We start from the raw sequence: 16,961 nt of genomic DNA, 5'->3' as shown, positions 1-16,961 counted from the left end.
TAGCTTAGGTAAAGAATTTATAGCTCTATGTCACAACGTCGCGTAGTCGTCACCGGCCTTGGAGTAACAACTCCAATCGGTGGCGATGTTGCCACAACCTGGAAGGCGCTTTTAGCCGGCCAGAGTGGTGTTCGACTTCTCACTGAAGATTGGCGAGAACTCCTACCTGTGCACTTTGCGGCGCGCGTTGTGACCGAACCGGCAGATCAGATGGAGCGCGTTGAAATGCGTCGCCTTGATCGATCCGAACAATTTGCTCTGATCGCATCCCGGGAAGCCTGGAAAGATGCTGGCTCACCGGATGACATCGATAAGGAACGTCTTGGTGTTGTGATTGCCTCAGGCATTGGTGGCGTCATCACCCTCCTTGATCAATTTGATATCTTCAAAGAAAAAGGTGCGCGCGCGGTGAGCCCACACACTGTTCCGATGTTGATGCCCAATGGGCCGGCGGCAAATGTTGGTCTTGAACTTCAAGCAAAGGCTGGCGTACACACTCCTGTGAGTGCGTGCGCATCAGGTGCCGAAGCAATTGGGTACGCCTTCGAAATGATTAAAAGTAATCGCGCCGACATTATTGTCGCTGGTGGCGTTGAAGCTGCTATTCATCAACTACCCATGGCTGCCTTTGGGCAGATGAAAGCGCTCTCCACACGTAATGACAATCCAGCTGCAGCATCTCGCCCCTATGACATTGATCGAGATGGCTTTGTACTCGGTGAAGGCGGCGGCGTACTTATTCTTGAGGAATACGAATGCGCTAAAGCACGCGGGGCAAAGATTTATTGCGAGATTGCCGGACAAGGGCTGACATCCGATGGTTATCACATTGCCGCACCTGATCCTGATGGTGGCGGAGTACAGCGCGCAATTAAATTTGCGCTAGCTAACTCTGGGCTTTCTACAAAAGATATTGTTCACTTAAACGCTCACGCAACATCTACTCCGGCAGGAGATGTGGCCGAAGCAAATGCTCTTCGCAAAGCGTTAGGTGCCGATGCTGACCACGTTGCAGTTTCTGCAACAAAATCAATGACTGGCCACTTACTGGGTGGCGCTGGCGCAATTGAATCTGTATTTATCGTCAAAGCACTGCAAGAACGCCTTGCTCCCCCAACAATTAATATCGAGAACTTAGATCCAGCTGTGACAGTCGATGTTGTGCGCGACACGCCTCGCGCCCTTCCGGCCGGAGATATCGCAGCGCTCAATGATTCTTTCGGTTTTGGCGGCCACAACGTGGTGCTTGCATTCAAATCGCTCTAATCTAGAACCATGACACCCCCAGTCACTTCGCTAGATCCTGAGGCTCGCATTGCCAGACTTACTGATGACGGCGCATTTGAATTTCTGCTACCGCGCACAGATTGCGGAATGGTTGCAGCGACCGGGTTAGTAAAAGGAAATAAAGTTGTTGTCTTTGCCTCCGATCCCACCATTAAAGGTGGCGCACTGGGCATTGAAGGTTCGCAAGTTATTGTGCAGGCATATCGCGCAGCGATGGGCGCCCAAGTTCCCGTTATCGGAATCTGGCATTCAGGTGGAGCCCGGCTTAGTGACGGCGTTGCATCCTTAAATGCATTCGGTGAAGTTTTTCAATCGATGGTCACAGCAAGTGGTCGCATCCCGCAGTTATCTCTAGTCGTTGGCCCCACAGCAGGTGGCGGTGCTTATGGTCCAGCGCTGACAGATGTTGTTGTCCTGGCGCCAGAAGGTCGCATCTTCGTTACCGGTCCCGATGTCGTTAAATCTGTTACCGGCGATGTTGTGGATATGGCGCTACTCGGTGGCCCGGAGGCACACAGCAAGAACTCTGGCGTTGCTCACGTTATTGCCCCTACAGAAGATATTGCCTTTAGTGAGATTCAAGATTTAGTCTCACTCTTTTCTAATCAAGGTCTGATGTCGCCAACTGTGGCAGATGTGCCACTTGCTCACTTAGTACCTGAATCAAAAAAGCGCGTCTATGAAGTTCATCCGCTGGTTGATGCGATTTTAGACACTGATGGCGAAAAGCTAGAGCTACTTGATATGTGGGCACAGAACATGACAACTGTTCTTGGCAGGCTAGGTGGACGCACAGTGGGTGTGATTGCAAATAACCCACAAGTAATTGGTGGCGTGCTTGATTCGGCAGCAGGAGAGAAAGCGGCCCGTTTTGTGCGCACCTGTGATGCCTTCGGTATTCCGCTGATTGTGATTGCAGATGTCACTGGCTTCTTGCCTGGTATCGGTCAAGAGTGGGAAGGTGCCGTACGACGTGGCGCCAAGTTGCTGCATGCATTTGCTGAATCAGTTGTTCCACGAGTCACTGTCATTACCCGCAAGGCCTATGGCGGAGCTTTCGTTGCCATGAATTCAAAGTCACTGGGTGCCACTCGAGTATTTGCTTGGCCGCAGGCTGAAGTTTCGGTGATGGGCGCAGTTGCTGCTGTGCGCGTGCTGCACCGCAGATTATTGGCAGATCTACCGGAAGCACAACGCGAAGGTATGGAACTTGAACTTGCCGCCGAACACGAGAAGGTATCTGGCGGTGTTGCCCGCGCCATTGAAATAGGGGCGGTCGATGAAATGATTGAGCCTGATAAGACACGCAGTGCGATTGCTAAAGTTTTAGGTGAAAGTGAATATCGCCGTGGATCTCACGGCAACATTCCGCTCTAAGGGCTACTTCTTAACGTCGAAGGTAACTGAGACGGTAGATGTCACAGTCTTTTCAATACTTGATGTGTCATATGCCCCAGTATCTTGGGTCATCGTTGAATCCGGCGTTGTCACCTGAAATACACCAGAGCGCACAGCTTGCACCGCACCAACTTTTCCACCAACCGCTTTGGTAATTGCTTGCGCGCGGATCTTGGCATCTTTCATCGCTTCTTCTAATAGCTGAGGGCGCAATGCCGGGAGAGTAGAGAGGTAGTACTGCGGTCCGTAATTATTGACCGCTACTCCGGCTTGCAGAATTGTGCCAATGCCTTGAGCTAACTTAGCGATGAGATCAACATCTTTCGAGCGAACAACAACATCACGGGAGGCGCGGTAGTTAAGAATCTTTCCGGTGTTATTTCCATTTGCATACTCTTCATTGGCATAGGTTGAGACTGAGCCAAGTGTGAGTGCGCTGGCCGGAACTCCACCATCTGTGAGGTATTTGCTGACCGCTGCGACATCATTACCCACCTTGGTCACTGCCTCAGAAACAGTTGGACGAGTAAGTGAAACATTGAGTGTCCAGACAGCATTATCGGCGGTAGCAGATGTCTTAGCAGAGCCAGTGACTGTGATGCCATTTGCACTGCGTGCTGCAAAACCGGCACCGACTTTAACAAGTCCCCCGCCGACGGCAATTGCAAGAATGAGCGCAATTGCAATATAGAGAATTGATCGGCGACGTTCGATGGAAGTCATGGGTGCTTGTGAAGTCATAAATTAATTATATAGCTCTGAGTCTGTGAACTTCCTGTAGATCTACCCCGCGCATTGGCTCGAGTGCTAAATCCCATGCACTTCCGAGTGCTGCCTCTAAATTCTCACGAATTTCTACATCATCAAAGCTGGCAAGAGACTTACGGATAACATTTTCACAAATAAGTATCGAACCAGTTCCATCGGTGAAGGCGCGATGAATACCTAGCTCTGGGGTGAAGCGAAAGAACTCAGCGCCTTGGCTACAAAATTCTTGCACTTCAAAACGCAGGTAATGCCAGTTCTTGAGCGCTGTTGCAATTTTTGCCGCAGTTCCAAGTGGAGCGCGATATTCAATGATGGTGCGCAAGGTGCCGGTTGCTAGTGGTTGATCACGCCATGAGTATTCGTGTGTGATGCCAAGAATTGCATTCAACCCCCACTCAATATGTTGGCGCAGGGGTGATGGCGCCGAGTGGATGGTAATCAATCCGGCATAGCGTTTGTCGTGCATATGAAAAACTCCTACCAAGGCTGCCTTGTGCGACCTTCCCCGATCCACAAACGCTTACTCTTTGGTAGTTGAGTACCTCATTTATACAACTTTTGACTGACTTTGTGAATCCCCAGCCATTTTTTGAGCGTGATCTGGGTTGGTATGAGCTGTTTACGGAATAGGAATACCCATGTATTGCCGGTACGCTTTTCCCTAGTCGGACGCTTTAATCAGTACCCGTTGTTAGATTTACTTCTTTACTCGGTATGGCTGAACGCAAGACGAAGACTGGTGGTCGAGGAATTCTCGAACACCTACACATATCGAAGGAATAGTAAAAAATATGGCAACAGGTACAGTTAAGTGGTTCAACTCTGAAAAGGGTTTCGGTTTCATTGCAGTTGATGGTGGCGGACAAGATGTTTTCGTTCACTACTCAGCAATCCAAGGAAACGGTTACAAGTCCCTTGAAGAGGGTCAGTCAGTGTCATTCGAGGTTGTCCAGGGTCCTAAGGGTCCTCAGGCAGATGCAGTGAACGCTAACTAAATTCACTTATAAGTAAGGCCCGTGCGAGAAATCGTACGGGCCTTATTTTTTTCCCAAAAATAATTACTTCTTAGGCTCCGGTGGTATCTCGCCAACTTTAGCTTTCATTGCAGCAACAGCTTTTGCGGGAGATAAATCATTACCGTTCTTCCAGGCATCTAAATACTTCCACGGTAGAACTTCTCCACGACGCACCCACCACGTATCTGGCGGTGTTGGCCAGGAAATTCCAAAGTGAAGATGTGGCGATGTTCCGCGCGCACTTCCGGTAGCTCCAATTGCTCCGAGGATGCGACCTGCGGTAACTGCAACGCCGGGCTGAATGCTAAGCGGAATGGATCGCAGATGTGAACCGTAGTAACGAACACCATCTTCACCAATAATTGACACAGATAAACCACCTCGTGTGATTCCTAGATTAGGTGGACTCCGCCAGGTATCTACCCGATTAACTTCATCAACAACGCCGTTAATAGGTGCCACGAATTTGCAGCCCGCCTTTGCCAAAATATCTGTCGCGGCATAGTCATGATGTGCTCGTGCATAGTTCACTTCGCAATTTGCTACCGGAAAAACATATACAGGCGCCGCATGTGCTGAAGGCGTAGCGCTAAGAAGTAAGAGCACAACAAGAGTTTTCTTAAGCATGTGGGCAAGAGTAACTAAGCGGTACTTATTTCTTGAGTGCGGCGCGGTCTAATCTGGCTGTGACTATCATGTGAGGAACTGTTAGCGCCCAGATTGTGACCAAGGTCAACCATAAGAATTTGTCACTGAGATCTTGTTGTGAAAAGCCAGCCAAGATAACGACGAAGATTAATGTTCCAACAAGTGCTGGCAGCCCTGGAATAACGGCGGCCACAAAGGCCTGACCAGGGCGTCCCCGCAAGTATGCACTCTCTGAATTAGGTAAGAGTGAGGTAAGACGAGCGGTATGGCGCATTGCATGCCAACAGCCGAAGTAGACGGCAAACGCCACAAGAGGTGGTGCAAAGGAGGCGAGGGCGGCCAAGAGCAGAATGTCGAGTGCATCTCGATAACGCTTACGTTGGAGCAGTGCCAGAAGGCAAAGAGTTGTAACTACGGCAACTGCCATCAGAATTTCAGTAGTGAACCCACTATGCCAATTAATCAGCGCAGGATTAACTTTTTCAAGTGCATCGGTACTGCGGCTGTTTACCAGCGGGATGGCAACCGGAAGCAGCCCAGCAGCAGGTGCATAGAACCAAGCCGGAATTCGGGAACTGCCATCTAGTGAATCTTTCTCACTTAAGAATGCTGCATCTCCGATTCCAAAGTGGGTGGCACTCATGATGACAACAAAGATGAATCCCCAGACGTTCCATCGCAGGATTGCATAGATAGCGAGTAGGGCGATGGCGACGTAGAGCATGATAAATAACGCCATCCGAATAGGAGCTGCCTTAGGAAGTGTGACCAGATGATCTAGGGCGCCATGTGGAATACCAATAGCTAAGGCGATCGTTGCCAGAACTAACTGCCAGCCCAGGGAGTTTGTTCCAAGCCACTGCGAGAAGAGCAGTGAGAGCACGGTAGCAATGGCAATCACCGCGCTGGAGAGAGTGCGGACCCGGCTAAAGAGCCGTAATTTAGTCTCACTCATAGCGAACACAGTAGCAATTTTTCACAGAGTTATATGCAAAAATGCAGGCATGAAACAGTGGTCTTATATGGCGATGCTCATATTTACCTTCTGCGGCTCGGCCTGGCTAGAGATCTATTTGAAGACCGGCGTCTTGCGTCGCATCAAGCGAGTAGCAATTAGCGTTTTGCCCATCAGTATTTTTTTTCTTGCTTGGGATGCCTATGCAATCGCACAAGGCCACTGGTTCTTCGATCGGGAACAAATGTTAGGGATTTATGGACCGTTTAGTATTCCGCTAGAGGAATATATTTTCTTTATGGTGATTCCGATGGCAGCTATCTTTACGATTGAGGGCGTCACCACCGTTAAACCACACTGGCGTAAAGATGAGTTCGGCGAATGATTTACTCTGATATCGCAATTACCGCATTTGCCATAGCGGTTATGGCAGACCTCTTTCTCTTTAAAACTTCCATGCTCACGCGACCAGCATTCTGGACCTCTTATGCAATCATCTTGCCATTCCAGTTTCTGACAAATTGGTGGCTCACCTCAAGAAATATCGTGATGTATAGCCCTGATGCGATTGTGGGACTTCGATTCTTCTCCGCTCCAGCAGAGGATGTTCTCTTCGGATTCGCACTTGTTTTGAGTGTGATGGCCCTCTGGGAGTTCTGGGGCCGCCGAGGAATGCAGCGCCACTGAGGTACTGCAACTGACCAAGCAGAACTAACTGGCTACTTACATACCGATGAGGATTTTAGGCAATTTCCTATCTGGGTTAGCTAATAACTTGATTGCATCACCAAACTGGGCAAAGTCAAAGACTTGATCAATAATTTTTGATGACTGAATAACACCCTTAGCAATCAGTTCAAGTGCCTCGTTATACAAACCAGGCCCATTGAGTACTCCATAAATAGAGATCTCACGTAATACGAGATCGGCAATATCGAAACCTTCCATAGGTTTATCTGGAACTCCAAGGAGCACAACCTCGCCACCCGCAGATACAGCCTTAAATGTGGATTGGATGGAACGATTTGTGCCTGCAGCCTCAACGACAACATTGACTGAAATGCTTTCCATTTGATGTGGCATGACAGGTTCAAATCCCAGCGAACGCACACGCTCTGCACTTACTTCATTGAGAACTGCTACTTGCACCTTCCAGCCTCTATGTGCAAGAACTTGCGCAGCAATTATTCCAATAGTGCCATCTCCCACTACTAGTGCGCGACCCCCAGAGGCTTGAATTCTAGATACGCCATTAATGGCAGTGACTGCCGGCTCGGTAAGAGTTGCATCACGAAGTGAAACTCCTTGTGGAATCGGATAAACATTTCCCATAGGGACTTTTACATACTCTGCCAATGCACCGGGTCCCCCGCGTCGTACTCCAATCTCAACGCGCTCCTGACACCACGTCGCACGATTTTTGCAACCTTCACAATTTCCGCACCCTACGATTGGATCCATAATCACTTGCGTACCAACAGGTAAAGCTGGATTCATGGATTGAACAATTGTTCCGCTCATCTCATGCCCAATTTGCATTGGGAAAGAAGCATTATTTGTTGAAAAATATGGATGCTTTCCGTTTAGTAGCTCCAGGTCAGTACCGCAAAGTCCGACAAAGCCAACACGAAGAAGCACCTCAGCTTGAGTGATTTCGGGAGTAGGGACTTCTAAAATCTCCCACTTTTGAGGAGCAGTGATGAAAAGTGCTTTCATCGCAACTTTAGGATGTTGCATGCTTAAAGAGCCACAGGCGCAAAGTCTCACGCTGTGAGTCCAAGAAGACGGCGAACAAAATGATAAATCCTCGAATTGGCTCTACCCAGAATGGGTCGATAGTAGTGAGGTTGAGAGCATTTGCGATGATTGATAACAAAAGCACTCCTCCTAAGACATCGAAGTAAGACCCACGTCCTCCGGAAAGACTTACCCCACCAATAACTGTTGCAGCAAATACTTCAAAAATCACACCCTGACCAACATTTGCTGGCGCTGACCCAAGTTCTCCGATGATGAGCAATCCGGCAACGCCGGCAGTTCCTCCGGCAACCATAAACATGCGACGCTTTACCGCACCTGGATCAATACCTGCAGCTCGTGCAGCTACTGCATTGCTTCCCACTGCATAAAGACGACGTCCGCTACTGGTAAAGCGAGAGATCATTATCGCAAGTCCAAAGGCGCAGGCAGTAAGAATTACTGAGTTAGGAACTCCAAATGATTTCTCTCCTCCTAAAAACAACAGGGCCGGGTCGATTCCGTTCAAAGTTCTGGCCTGATTTAACACATAGGTAAGTCCACCCAAAACAATAAGACTTCCGAGAGTTACAAGGAAACTATCCATCTTAAGTCGAGTTACCAATGAGCCATTTACCCAGCCAATTCCAATACCCACGGCAATGCCGATAAATGCTGCAAGAATTGGATTTACATTCCAACCACTACCGACATCTCCTTCGCCTAAAGATATCCAGGCAACCAGATAACCAACAAAACCCATATTCACACCGAGCGAGAGATCTTGATCTCCGCCGATAATTACCGTTGCGGCGGCAATAGATAAAAGGCCAAGGACTGTGCCATGAAGCAGCACATTAGAAAGGTTATTGAACTGGAAGAAGGTATCAATTGTCAGGGCTATCACAATAACTGTTACAGCTAACACAATCCAAATTAGATGGTCAACCAATCTGTTGATCCATTTTACTCTTTTCATGCGTTGATCCCTTCGATTGCTCGGATAAGTGTTTCGCCATCTAAATCTTCAGTTTCAAACTCACTAACTTTATTGCCCTTATATAGAACGATGACTCGGTCAGTTACCTGTAACAAAGTCTCTACTTCATCTGAGATGAGTAGCACTCCTGCGCCACGCTCACAAGCCTCTGCAACGATGGTCGTAATGCTCGCCTTGGCTGCAATATCAACACCTTGCGTCGGCTCCTCAAGAAGTAACAAAGAAGGACCGGATTGCAACATTTTGGCAAGTGCAACCTTTTGCTGGTTGCCTCCACTTAATGTGCCAACAATTTGACCGGGACCTGTACAAACAATGCTGTAAGTTTTAATTGCATCCTTAGATACTTTTCTAGCCTTACTTGGGAATTGCAGGCCCCATTTATTCTGCAACCTATCAAGTACTGTCATCGTGAGATTATCTGCAACGTTGAATTTTTCGAATACGCTTTCTCCTCGACGATCCTGCGATAGATATCCCACTCCCCGTGAAATCGCTTCTTTGGGGCGCTTTGCAACGCTACTTGCGCCACCGTATTCAGCGCTACCCGATGTCGCTCCTTGCAAGCCGAAAAGTGTCTGAACTAATTCATGCTTTCCGCATCCCTCTAACCCGGTTAACCCAACAACTTCACCAGTTCGAATCGTGAGAGAGATTTGGCTAAAAGCATTTTCCTTACTTAAATCTTTAACATCAAGCACAACTGCGCTCTTACCGAGATCCGAATCTGATGAGTGACTATCTGATTTGCGAGCTCTCTTCGTGAGCGCAGAGCTAGCCCCCATCTCCCTAATCAAATCATCGGATGAAATTTCAGAAGTTTGAAAAGTCCCTCGCGATAAGCCATCGCGCAGCACTGTCACTCTCTCTGTAATAGCAAAAACTTCTTGAAGGTGGTGTGAAATATAAATAATTGAAACGCCGGAGTCAGATAAATTCTCTATTAATTTGAAGAGTCTATCAATTTCAGGTTTTGCTAAGGCTGCGGTTGGTTCATCAAGAATTATCAGTTTTGCAGATCGAGATAGCGCCTGCGCGATTGCAATCATCTGTCGGGATGCAACACCAAGAGTTGCAATAGGAACTCTCGGGTCAATATCTAGACCAACTAATTTCAGAGAAGTTTCAGCCATCTCCCAGACTTTTGTCCAATTAACCAAGCCGTGCTTACCCATGGGCAGGCGGCCAACAAATAAATTTTCTCCTACCGAAAGCGTGCGGAATGAACTCATTTGTTGCGGAACAATTGCGATGCCCGCTTTAAGTGCGAATTCAGGATTGCCTGGTTCAAGTTTTACGCCATCAAAAATTACATGACCGTGGTCTAGCGTTACGAGTCCGGTGATGCCACCTACTAGCGTGGACTTTCCGGCACCGTTGCGACCAACAAGCCCGTGTACCTCTCCCTTAAGCACATTCATAGATACGTTCTGCAAAACCGTAGTCTTGCCATAGATCTTGGTAGCTTCAATAGCTTCCAAGCACATTTCATTCTTCAAGACGAATCCTTTTCCAAGAGATTAATTATTAAAAGACTACGCCAATCATCCATATAAAAGTGTTAATTCTCCCCGGAGAGATCATTGCTGATCTCTCCGGGGAGAATTTTTAACTCAACTACTTAGCATTACCCCACAAAGCGGTGTTGTCGACATTTGCCGGTGTAACCGGAATTGTCTTCAACGCCAATGTTGGGCCAGCTGGGCCGTTCTTGATCTTTCCAGAGATTGGTCCTGAAGCACCTTCAGCAGCAAAAGCGCCTTCAGTGATTGATCCACCTTCAAGTACAACCTTGACAAGATTTGTTACTGACCCGAAATCAGGCAAGGCCTGGCTTGAGGTTGCATCAAAATACCCATCGCGGAATACCTTCATTGTGGCTGAGCATCCATCTACTCCGGTAAGGAATACATGCTTTGCATTTCCACGCTTGAAGAGCTTGTTAACGGATTTCAGTGCTGTTGTCACTACAACTGAACCGACACAGTCGGAGTGCATGTAGATACCATCAAGTTTTTTAGTTGATGCAACGTCACGTGTGGCTTTAGAGAATTCAGCCTCAGTCCATTTAGTTGGCTTCTTGATGAGAGTTATCTTTGGATACTTCTTAATAACATCATCAAATCCGTTTCCACGGTCTTGGGCGGTGATGCTTGACATGTCGCCTTGAATCTCAAGGACGATACCCTTTGCTGATCCATACTTCTTAGTAAGAAGTTTGACCATTGCCTTACCGGAGTCTTGGCCAGCTAGGTAATTATCTGCCAACACAGTTGCTGCAACTTTGCAGCCATCTGGCAATCTGTCGATTGCAAAGACAGGAATACCAGCTGCTTCAGCCTTAGCTATAGGTGCGCAAATTGCTGCTGCATCTGCTGGAACCAGAATAATCGCGCTAACTTTTTGCTCAATGAGTGCTTCAATCTGTGTTGCCTGATCTTTGGCGACACCATTTGCGTTCTTAGCAACGAGTGTCCAGCCTTGCTTTGCCACCCAGGTCTTAACGCCAGCTGCAATAACTTGCTGCCCGGCATCTGCAAGAGATGGTGAACTCATTCCGATTACAACTTCAGCGCCTTGTGCGCTAGTGCTATTTAAACCCATTCCAAGCAGTGAGGCCACTGCGAGCATTGAGGCTTTCTTCTTCAAACTCTTCATCTTTCCCCCTTGATTCTAGAATCGTTTCCAAAAGAAACTTCAGCTATTCAAATCCCTATCGCCAATAAGGTCAACCCTTTTTCTCAAGAATTCACCACAATCTTCTATCCGCTCTCATCTGCCCACGCTCATCATCTAGGGGTGGCGCTAGGTCAGGTCCTCCCGAGACAAACCCAGCCGAGTCATCTGAGTGGAGAAAACCTCACGCCTTCATCCCTCCAACTCGCTTTGAAACAGATGAGATTGCATGACCTATCTAAAGAGTTATTAAGCGCCTGAGTCCAAGGGGCGAACTAGTTCCAATCGAACATAGCATTAGCACATGAAATCTTTGCCGAAAGCCGATCTTGATTTGGTTGCAAAGTATTTCCAAGAAAATGACATTAATCTTGAGAAAGCCTCCTTTCTGATTTCTGGCATGACGGGATTTGTCGGATCGTGGTTAGTTGAATCATTAATGCATCTCAATAAAGAGTTCGGTTTAAAGATTGAAATCACTGGGATCACTCGTAATGCATCTAAAGTCAACGCTTGGATTGATCTGACGTCAAAGAAAAATGTGAAGATCATTGAGTCAGATATAAGGGTGTGCAAAGAAATCGCAGGTACCTTTACTCACATTGTTCATGCCGCTACTCCGACGACTACCGCCACTCGGGCTGGTGACCTAGGAAATGTTTTTGAGTCAAGTGTTACAGGTGCTCAAAATTTACTTGAGATTGCGAAAAAACAAGATGTCCCGCCGATTTTTTTGCATACAAGTTCCGGTGCTATCTATGAAAAATCACCTAGCTCCTTGGAGAACATTCCCCTCAATTGGCCAAGGCGAGATCTTGACCCTTCTGATGAAGTTGATAGCGAGTATGCGAGAGCAAAAATTGAAACCGAGAAATTGATTGAAGCTGCCACCATTGAAGGGGCAGTGAAAGGAATTAACGCCAGGTTATTCTCCTTTATGGGCCCGAGAGTGCCACTTCAGGAGCATTACTCCATAGGTAATTTTATGCATTCGGGGATGTATGAAGATGAAATTAACCTCGCAGTAAACCCAGCTACCGTGAGATCTTACGAATACGCCGCTGACATGGCTAGCGCTTTGATCTACGTCTTGGGGTTGGGTCAAGCTGGTTCGATTCATATTGGTTCAGATAAGGGCCGTGAACTCAGTCATTGGGCAGAGCTTGTCGGTAAAGTTTTTTCAAAGCCTGTGAAAAATCTCAGCGCAGATTTAGCGAAAAAACCCATCACTATCCCCTATGTTCCAGAGCATGATCAGCGAATTCCAAGGGGTTTAGGGGAATCATTACTCATTGAAGAACAAGTGGTCATCTGGCGAGATTGGTTGAGAGAAAAGTATTGAACTCAATGCGGGTAATTTTGCATAGTTGCTCCACCCTTAACGTTTATTTTGCCGATTGATGTAGAACGAGTTCTGAGAGGCTAAGAAAAATAAAGGGAACGATGAACTCATAAATGAGTCAGTCCGCATAATCGCACCCATCACCGATTTTCCTTGGAATATTAAAACTTTTCCTCTAGGGTAAAGATATGAGAATTTTGATTATCGGTGGTGGCGGCATGGTCGGGCAGAAATTAGCCCACAACTTAGCGCGCTCAGGCAAGCTCGGTAATCGAGAGATAGCTGAACTTACACTGGCAGATGCCTTTGCGGCTCCAGCGTTATCGACCACGGCAAAATTTCCAATAAAACCAGTAGTTGCAGATATTACAAACCCCGTAATTGCACAATCTCTCATTACAAATAAGCCAGATGTCATTTTTCATCTCGCTGCTGTTGTGTCAGGTGAGGCAGAGGCTAATTTCGAAAAGGGTTACAGCGTCAATGTAGAGGGAATTAAGAACATCCTTGAGGCAATTCGTCTTACTGGTAACGGTTACATGCCGCGATTAGTCTTCACCTCATCTGTCGCCGTTTATGGCGGGCCTTACCCAGAGATCATCCATGATGATTTTCATCTGCAGCCTCGTACTAGTTATGGCACTCAGAAAGCAATTTCAGAGCTGCTTGTCAACGACTATAGCCGACGGGGTTTTGTCGACGGCGTAAGTCTGCGACTTCCCACAATCTGCGTTCGCCCAGGAAAACCTAATAAGGCTGCCTCTGGATTCTTCTCAAATATTCTCCGCGAGCCACTTGTTGGAATAGAGGCCATACTTCCTGCTTCAAAGAGTGCTACTAACTATTTCGCTTCACCTCGTTCGGCAGTTGGTTTTCTTGTCCATGCAGCGAATTTAGATACATCGGTTCTCGGTGATAACAGAGCAATGATGATGCCTGGGGTTTGGGGCACGGTCGGTGATGAAATTGATGCACTTCGCAGGGTGGCGGGAGATGAGATTGTTGCACTCATCAAAGATGAGCCTGATCCTGTGATCGAAAAAATGCTCTCTAACTGGAACTTCCCCGACATTACAAGTGCAAGAGCTAGAGCACTTGGCTTTAAAGCTGAAAATACACTTGATGAGATTATTCAGGTCCATATTGATGACGAACTAGATGGAAAGATTCCGGGGCGAAGCAAATGAAGCAGATTGCAGTCGTAACAGGAGCAGGCCGTGGCGTGGGTCGTATTACTGCCATTACCCTGGCACAAAAGGGTTGGCTAGTAGTTGCTGCAGGACGTGACAAGGTTGCAATCGACGCTGTCGCTAAAGAAGCAGGTGGCGGATCTGTCGGCATTGTCTGCGATGTGAGTGATCCCGAATCAGTTAAATCTCTTTTTGCACAAATCAAAAGTAGTTTCGGTCGGGTAGACCTACTTTTTAATAATGCTGGGGTAGTGATTCCGGGAGTTCCGTTAGAGGATGTAAAAGTTGAAGATTGGCAGAAGGTAGTGGATGTAAACATCTCTGGCGTCTTCTACTGCACCCAACAAGCATTTGCTCTCATGAAAACTCAATCGCCGATGGGTGGGCGCATCATCAACAACGGTTCTATCTCTGCCCAAATTCCTCGCCCGAATTCATCGGCATACACAGCATCAAAACACGCTGTGACCGGACTAACCAAGACCGCCTCACTCGATGGTCGCGCTTTTGATATCGCCGTTGGCCAAATAGATATTGGTAATGCCAATACAGATATGGCTGAAGTGATGCGAGTTGGCGCAACTCAAGCAGATGGATCAACGAAGATTGAGCCAACGATAGATCCACAAAATGTGGCAGATGCCGTAGCTTTCATGGCTAGTTTGCCCTTGACTTCAAATGTGCCATTTATAACTGTGATGGCTACCAAGATGCCATTTAGTGGACGCGGGTAAAGGTCTGCGCTCCACCAATTAAAGTGGTTTTACAACTCATAAAAGCTCTGCAGAAATCCTTGGCTCGATACTCGTGGCCCCACCCCGTAAGATTGCGCCCGACGAGGCGGTAGCTCAGTTGGTTAGAGCCCCAAACTCATAATTTGGTCGTCGTCGGTTCGAGCCCGACCCGCCTCACTCGAAGTGCAATAGTGCACAATAAAAAGGGGTTTGAATGTCCAAAAGTTCCGGCGCGATAAGCGTTGGCTTGCTCGCATATGGGGCAATCGGTGATGAACACAACCGTGCAATCGCAGCAACGCCAGGTCTGCACCTTGTAGCTGTGGCTGATACAAATCCGGAGCGATTAGCTGCTGCGCAACTCTTAGCACCTGATGTCACAACCTTTGCCGATTCAACTGCGATGCTCGATTCTGGGCTACTTGAACTTGTTGTCATCTCAACTCCACCCAACAGCCATTATCAATGGGCGAAGGAGTCACTAGCCCGCGGAATTAATGTGATCTTGGAAAAACCAATGGCGCTGACGGTGCAAGAGTGTGACGAATTGATGGAGTTGGCTGCCGCAAAGAACCTGCTGCTCGTTGTCTATCAAAACCGTCGCTTTGATGCCGATTTTGTGACGATGAAGAAACTTATTGATGATGGAAGTATCGGTGAAGTCTTCTCTTACGAGAGCTTTGTCGGCGGTTACTCCAAGCCATGTTCATATTGGCACTCAATGGTCGAAGTCTCAGGTGGTGCCATCTTTGACTGGGGCAGTCACTTCATTGATCAAATTTTGGCAATCATTCCGGGGAAGGTGGATTCAGTCACCGGAATTAATCAAAAACGACTCTGGACCCATGTCACAAATGCCGACCACGCAGATGTTTCAATCACCTTCGCAGGTGGGGCTCGCGCAACTTTTACCAATTCAGATCTTGCCGCAGCTCGTAAACCAAAGTTCTATGTATTAGGAACAACGGGAGCGATTATCGGTAACTGGGATCCAGCTGCCGGGTCAGCCCCCGCTGATTTACCGGCAATTCTGACAATCCATCGCGCCGATGGCACATCGGAAGTAATCACCAACACCGCCCCTACTCCTTATTCATTCCACCAAAGCGTTGTCGCCTATTTACAGAACAACATCCCAATGAATGTCACCACCGCCCAATCCCGAGATGTTGTTGCAATCATGCAGGCAGCTGAAGAGTCAGCGCAATCAAATGGCCGTTCCATAACACCTTCACTATTGCGATGACGAACACTCGCTGGGGGCTGCTGGGTGCAGGGTGGATTGCAACTAAAGCAATCGCACCAGCGATGCATGCTGCATCGGATGCGATCGTGCAGGCAGTGGCTAGTCGAGACTCGGCGCGATCACGAGCACTGAACCCTGTAACAATTCATGAAAGTTACGAAGCGCTAATCAATGATCCGTTAGTTGATGCCGTCTATATCAGCCTTCCCAATCACTTACATTGCCAGTGGAGCGTTGCCGCACTTAAGGCAGGTAAGCATGTCTTATGTGAAAAACCATTTGCTATTAACTCAAGTGAAGTTGAGCTTATGGTGAAGACTGCCCGAGAAAATGATCGATTGCTCGTTGAAGCAGTGTGGTCACGTTGGCATCCACGCATGGCACGGTTAGTTGATTATGTGAAAGCTGGAAATATCGGAAAGTTGCACTCGATTGAGTCATCATTTACTTTCCCAGCAAACATTGACGGCAACTATCGACTCTCACCGGCTATGGGAGGTGGAGCGCTCTTTGATGTTGGCGTGTATCCACTGCATGCCATGGCAGCCTTAGTTGGTGATAACGCGCAGATGGAGATTCAAAAGTGTGATGTCACGACGGGGCCGACCGGAATTGATCTGACCACCACCTGGCAGCTGCGCTTTGCTGGCTCTATTACTGCACAAGGTGTGGCCTCCTTTGAGATGCCAGAAAATCAAAGCTTGATTGTGCACGGCGAGAAAGAATCAGTTGAACTTGTTGGCAAAGAAGCATTCACATCGTGGAACTCACAAAGTCAATTGCGCTTAGGTGAAAACATTGAAGAATTTGATGCAGTTGATCCCTACCAGCTCATGATTGAAAATTTTGGCAAGAAAATTCAAGGACAAGAGAGTTGGGTGCTTCCACTGGAGACTTCACTCTTTGTGCAAAGAGCCCTTGATCAACTTCGCGCCAGGTTCTAGCCAGGCTTAGGCTCAGCGCT

Annotated in this window: 18 protein-coding genes and 1 tRNA gene; 11 read left to right on the top strand and 8 right to left on the bottom strand. The window is 47.8% G+C overall.

Annotation, left to right across the window (positions count from 1 at the left end):
• Positions 1-27: 27 nt before the first annotated feature.
• Together fabF and A1sIIB76_RS01775 are read left to right on the top strand one after the other, a co-directional pair.
• Complete coding sequence (fabF, locus tag A1sIIB76_RS01780; protein ID WP_095696835.1) at positions 28-1,266, top strand: beta-ketoacyl-ACP synthase II; 1,239 nt, start codon at positions 28-30, stop codon at positions 1,264-1,266.
• Between the two features lie 9 nt (positions 1,267-1,275).
• Positions 1,276-2,664, top strand: coding sequence for an acyl-CoA carboxylase subunit beta (locus tag A1sIIB76_RS01775; RefSeq protein WP_095696834.1), 1,389 nt, complete (start codon positions 1,276-1,278; stop codon positions 2,662-2,664).
• Positions 2,665-2,667: 3 nt separating this feature from the next.
• Here the strand turns inward: A1sIIB76_RS01775 and A1sIIB76_RS01770 are convergent, their stop codons facing one another.
• Together A1sIIB76_RS01770 and A1sIIB76_RS01765 are read right to left on the bottom strand one after the other, a co-directional pair.
• Positions 2,668-3,426, bottom strand: a complete 759-nt coding sequence (locus A1sIIB76_RS01770; RefSeq protein WP_095696833.1) for an SIMPL domain-containing protein — start codon at positions 3,424-3,426, stop codon at positions 2,668-2,670.
• A gap of 7 nt (positions 3,427-3,433) precedes the next feature.
• Positions 3,434-3,919 carry a DUF3145 family protein gene (locus A1sIIB76_RS01765; protein WP_095674522.1) on the bottom strand — a complete coding sequence of 162 codons (486 nt, stop codon included), beginning with the start codon at positions 3,917-3,919 and terminating at the stop codon, positions 3,434-3,436.
• A 325-nt stretch (positions 3,920-4,244) separates the two neighbouring features.
• Here A1sIIB76_RS01765 and A1sIIB76_RS01760 point away from each other — a divergent pair, with 325 nt between their 5' ends.
• Positions 4,245-4,448 carry a cold-shock protein gene (locus A1sIIB76_RS01760; protein ID WP_017955223.1) on the top strand — a complete coding sequence of 68 codons (204 nt, stop codon included), beginning with the start codon at positions 4,245-4,247 and terminating at the stop codon, positions 4,446-4,448.
• 63 nt (positions 4,449-4,511) lie between these two features.
• Here the strand turns inward: A1sIIB76_RS01760 and A1sIIB76_RS01755 are convergent, their stop codons facing one another.
• Together A1sIIB76_RS01755 and A1sIIB76_RS01750 are read right to left on the bottom strand one after the other, a co-directional pair.
• Positions 4,512-5,096, bottom strand: a complete 585-nt coding sequence (locus A1sIIB76_RS01755; RefSeq protein ID WP_095696832.1) for a M23 family metallopeptidase — start codon at positions 5,094-5,096, stop codon at positions 4,512-4,514.
• Positions 5,097-5,121: 25 nt separating this feature from the next.
• Entirely contained in the window at positions 5,122-6,072 is a 951-nt protein-coding gene (locus A1sIIB76_RS01750; protein ID WP_095696831.1) for a Brp/Blh family beta-carotene 15,15'-dioxygenase, read from the bottom strand.
• A 49-nt stretch (positions 6,073-6,121) separates the two neighbouring features.
• On the opposite strand from A1sIIB76_RS01750, the gene A1sIIB76_RS01745 reads away from it, so the two are divergent.
• On the top strand, positions 6,122-6,457 hold the full coding sequence (locus A1sIIB76_RS01745) for a lycopene cyclase domain-containing protein (protein WP_223298175.1): 336 nt from the start codon (positions 6,122-6,124) through the stop codon (positions 6,455-6,457).
• On the top strand, positions 6,454-6,759 hold the full coding sequence (locus A1sIIB76_RS01740; RefSeq protein WP_095674520.1) for a lycopene cyclase domain-containing protein: 306 nt from the start codon (positions 6,454-6,456) through the stop codon (positions 6,757-6,759). Before A1sIIB76_RS01745 ends, A1sIIB76_RS01740 begins: the two co-directional genes overlap by 4 nt.
• 36 nt (positions 6,760-6,795) lie before the next feature.
• Here A1sIIB76_RS01740 and A1sIIB76_RS01735 read toward each other — a convergent pair whose 3' ends face one another.
• From A1sIIB76_RS01735 to A1sIIB76_RS01720, 4 genes are all read right to left on the bottom strand, one after another.
• The gene (locus tag A1sIIB76_RS01735) at positions 6,796-7,809 is read right to left on the bottom strand and encodes a zinc-dependent alcohol dehydrogenase (protein ID WP_095696830.1); all 1,014 of its coding nucleotides are present in this window, start codon (positions 7,807-7,809) and stop codon (positions 6,796-6,798) included.
• Positions 7,796-8,788, bottom strand: a complete 993-nt coding sequence (locus tag A1sIIB76_RS01730; RefSeq protein WP_095696829.1) for an ABC transporter permease — start codon at positions 8,786-8,788, stop codon at positions 7,796-7,798. Before A1sIIB76_RS01730 ends, A1sIIB76_RS01735 begins: the two co-directional genes overlap by 14 nt.
• The gene (locus A1sIIB76_RS01725) at positions 8,785-10,308 is read right to left on the bottom strand and encodes a sugar ABC transporter ATP-binding protein (protein ID WP_125918782.1); all 1,524 of its coding nucleotides are present in this window, start codon (positions 10,306-10,308) and stop codon (positions 8,785-8,787) included. Before A1sIIB76_RS01725 ends, A1sIIB76_RS01730 begins: the two co-directional genes overlap by 4 nt.
• Positions 10,309-10,426: 118 nt before the next feature.
• On the bottom strand, positions 10,427-11,467 hold the full coding sequence (locus tag A1sIIB76_RS01720; protein ID WP_095684451.1) for a sugar ABC transporter substrate-binding protein: 1,041 nt from the start codon (positions 11,465-11,467) through the stop codon (positions 10,427-10,429).
• A 322-nt stretch (positions 11,468-11,789) separates the two neighbouring features.
• On the opposite strand from A1sIIB76_RS01720, the gene A1sIIB76_RS01715 reads away from it, so the two are divergent.
• The 6 genes from A1sIIB76_RS01715 to A1sIIB76_RS01690 all read left to right on the top strand — a co-directional run bounded on the left by A1sIIB76_RS01715 (position 11,790) and on the right by A1sIIB76_RS01690 (position 16,941).
• Positions 11,790-12,827: an NAD-dependent epimerase/dehydratase family protein gene (locus tag A1sIIB76_RS01715; RefSeq protein WP_095696827.1), complete on the top strand. Its 1,038-nt coding sequence runs from the start codon at positions 11,790-11,792 to the stop codon at positions 12,825-12,827.
• Positions 12,828-13,015: 188 nt separating this feature from the next.
• Positions 13,016-14,014, top strand: a complete 999-nt coding sequence (gene denD / locus A1sIIB76_RS01710) for a D-erythronate dehydrogenase (RefSeq protein WP_095696826.1) — start codon at positions 13,016-13,018, stop codon at positions 14,012-14,014.
• Entirely contained in the window at positions 14,011-14,751 is a 741-nt protein-coding gene (locus A1sIIB76_RS01705; RefSeq protein ID WP_095674511.1) for an SDR family oxidoreductase, read from the top strand. Before denD ends, A1sIIB76_RS01705 begins: the two co-directional genes overlap by 4 nt.
• 103 nt (positions 14,752-14,854) lie before the next feature.
• Positions 14,855-14,928 (top strand) — tRNA-Ile (locus A1sIIB76_RS01700).
• A 37-nt stretch (positions 14,929-14,965) separates the two neighbouring features.
• On the top strand, positions 14,966-15,997 hold the full coding sequence (locus A1sIIB76_RS01695; RefSeq protein WP_095696825.1) for a Gfo/Idh/MocA family protein: 1,032 nt from the start codon (positions 14,966-14,968) through the stop codon (positions 15,995-15,997).
• Positions 15,994-16,941: a Gfo/Idh/MocA family protein gene (locus A1sIIB76_RS01690; RefSeq protein WP_095696824.1), complete on the top strand. Its 948-nt coding sequence runs from the start codon at positions 15,994-15,996 to the stop codon at positions 16,939-16,941. Before A1sIIB76_RS01695 ends, A1sIIB76_RS01690 begins: the two co-directional genes overlap by 4 nt.
• Positions 16,942-16,961: the final 20 nt, after the last annotated feature.

The organism is Candidatus Planktophila versatilis (assembly GCF_002288265.1).
Classification (GTDB): Bacteria; Actinomycetota; Actinomycetes; order Nanopelagicales; family Nanopelagicaceae; genus Planktophila; species Planktophila versatilis.
This window is presented reverse-complemented; position numbering and strand designations above follow the sequence as displayed.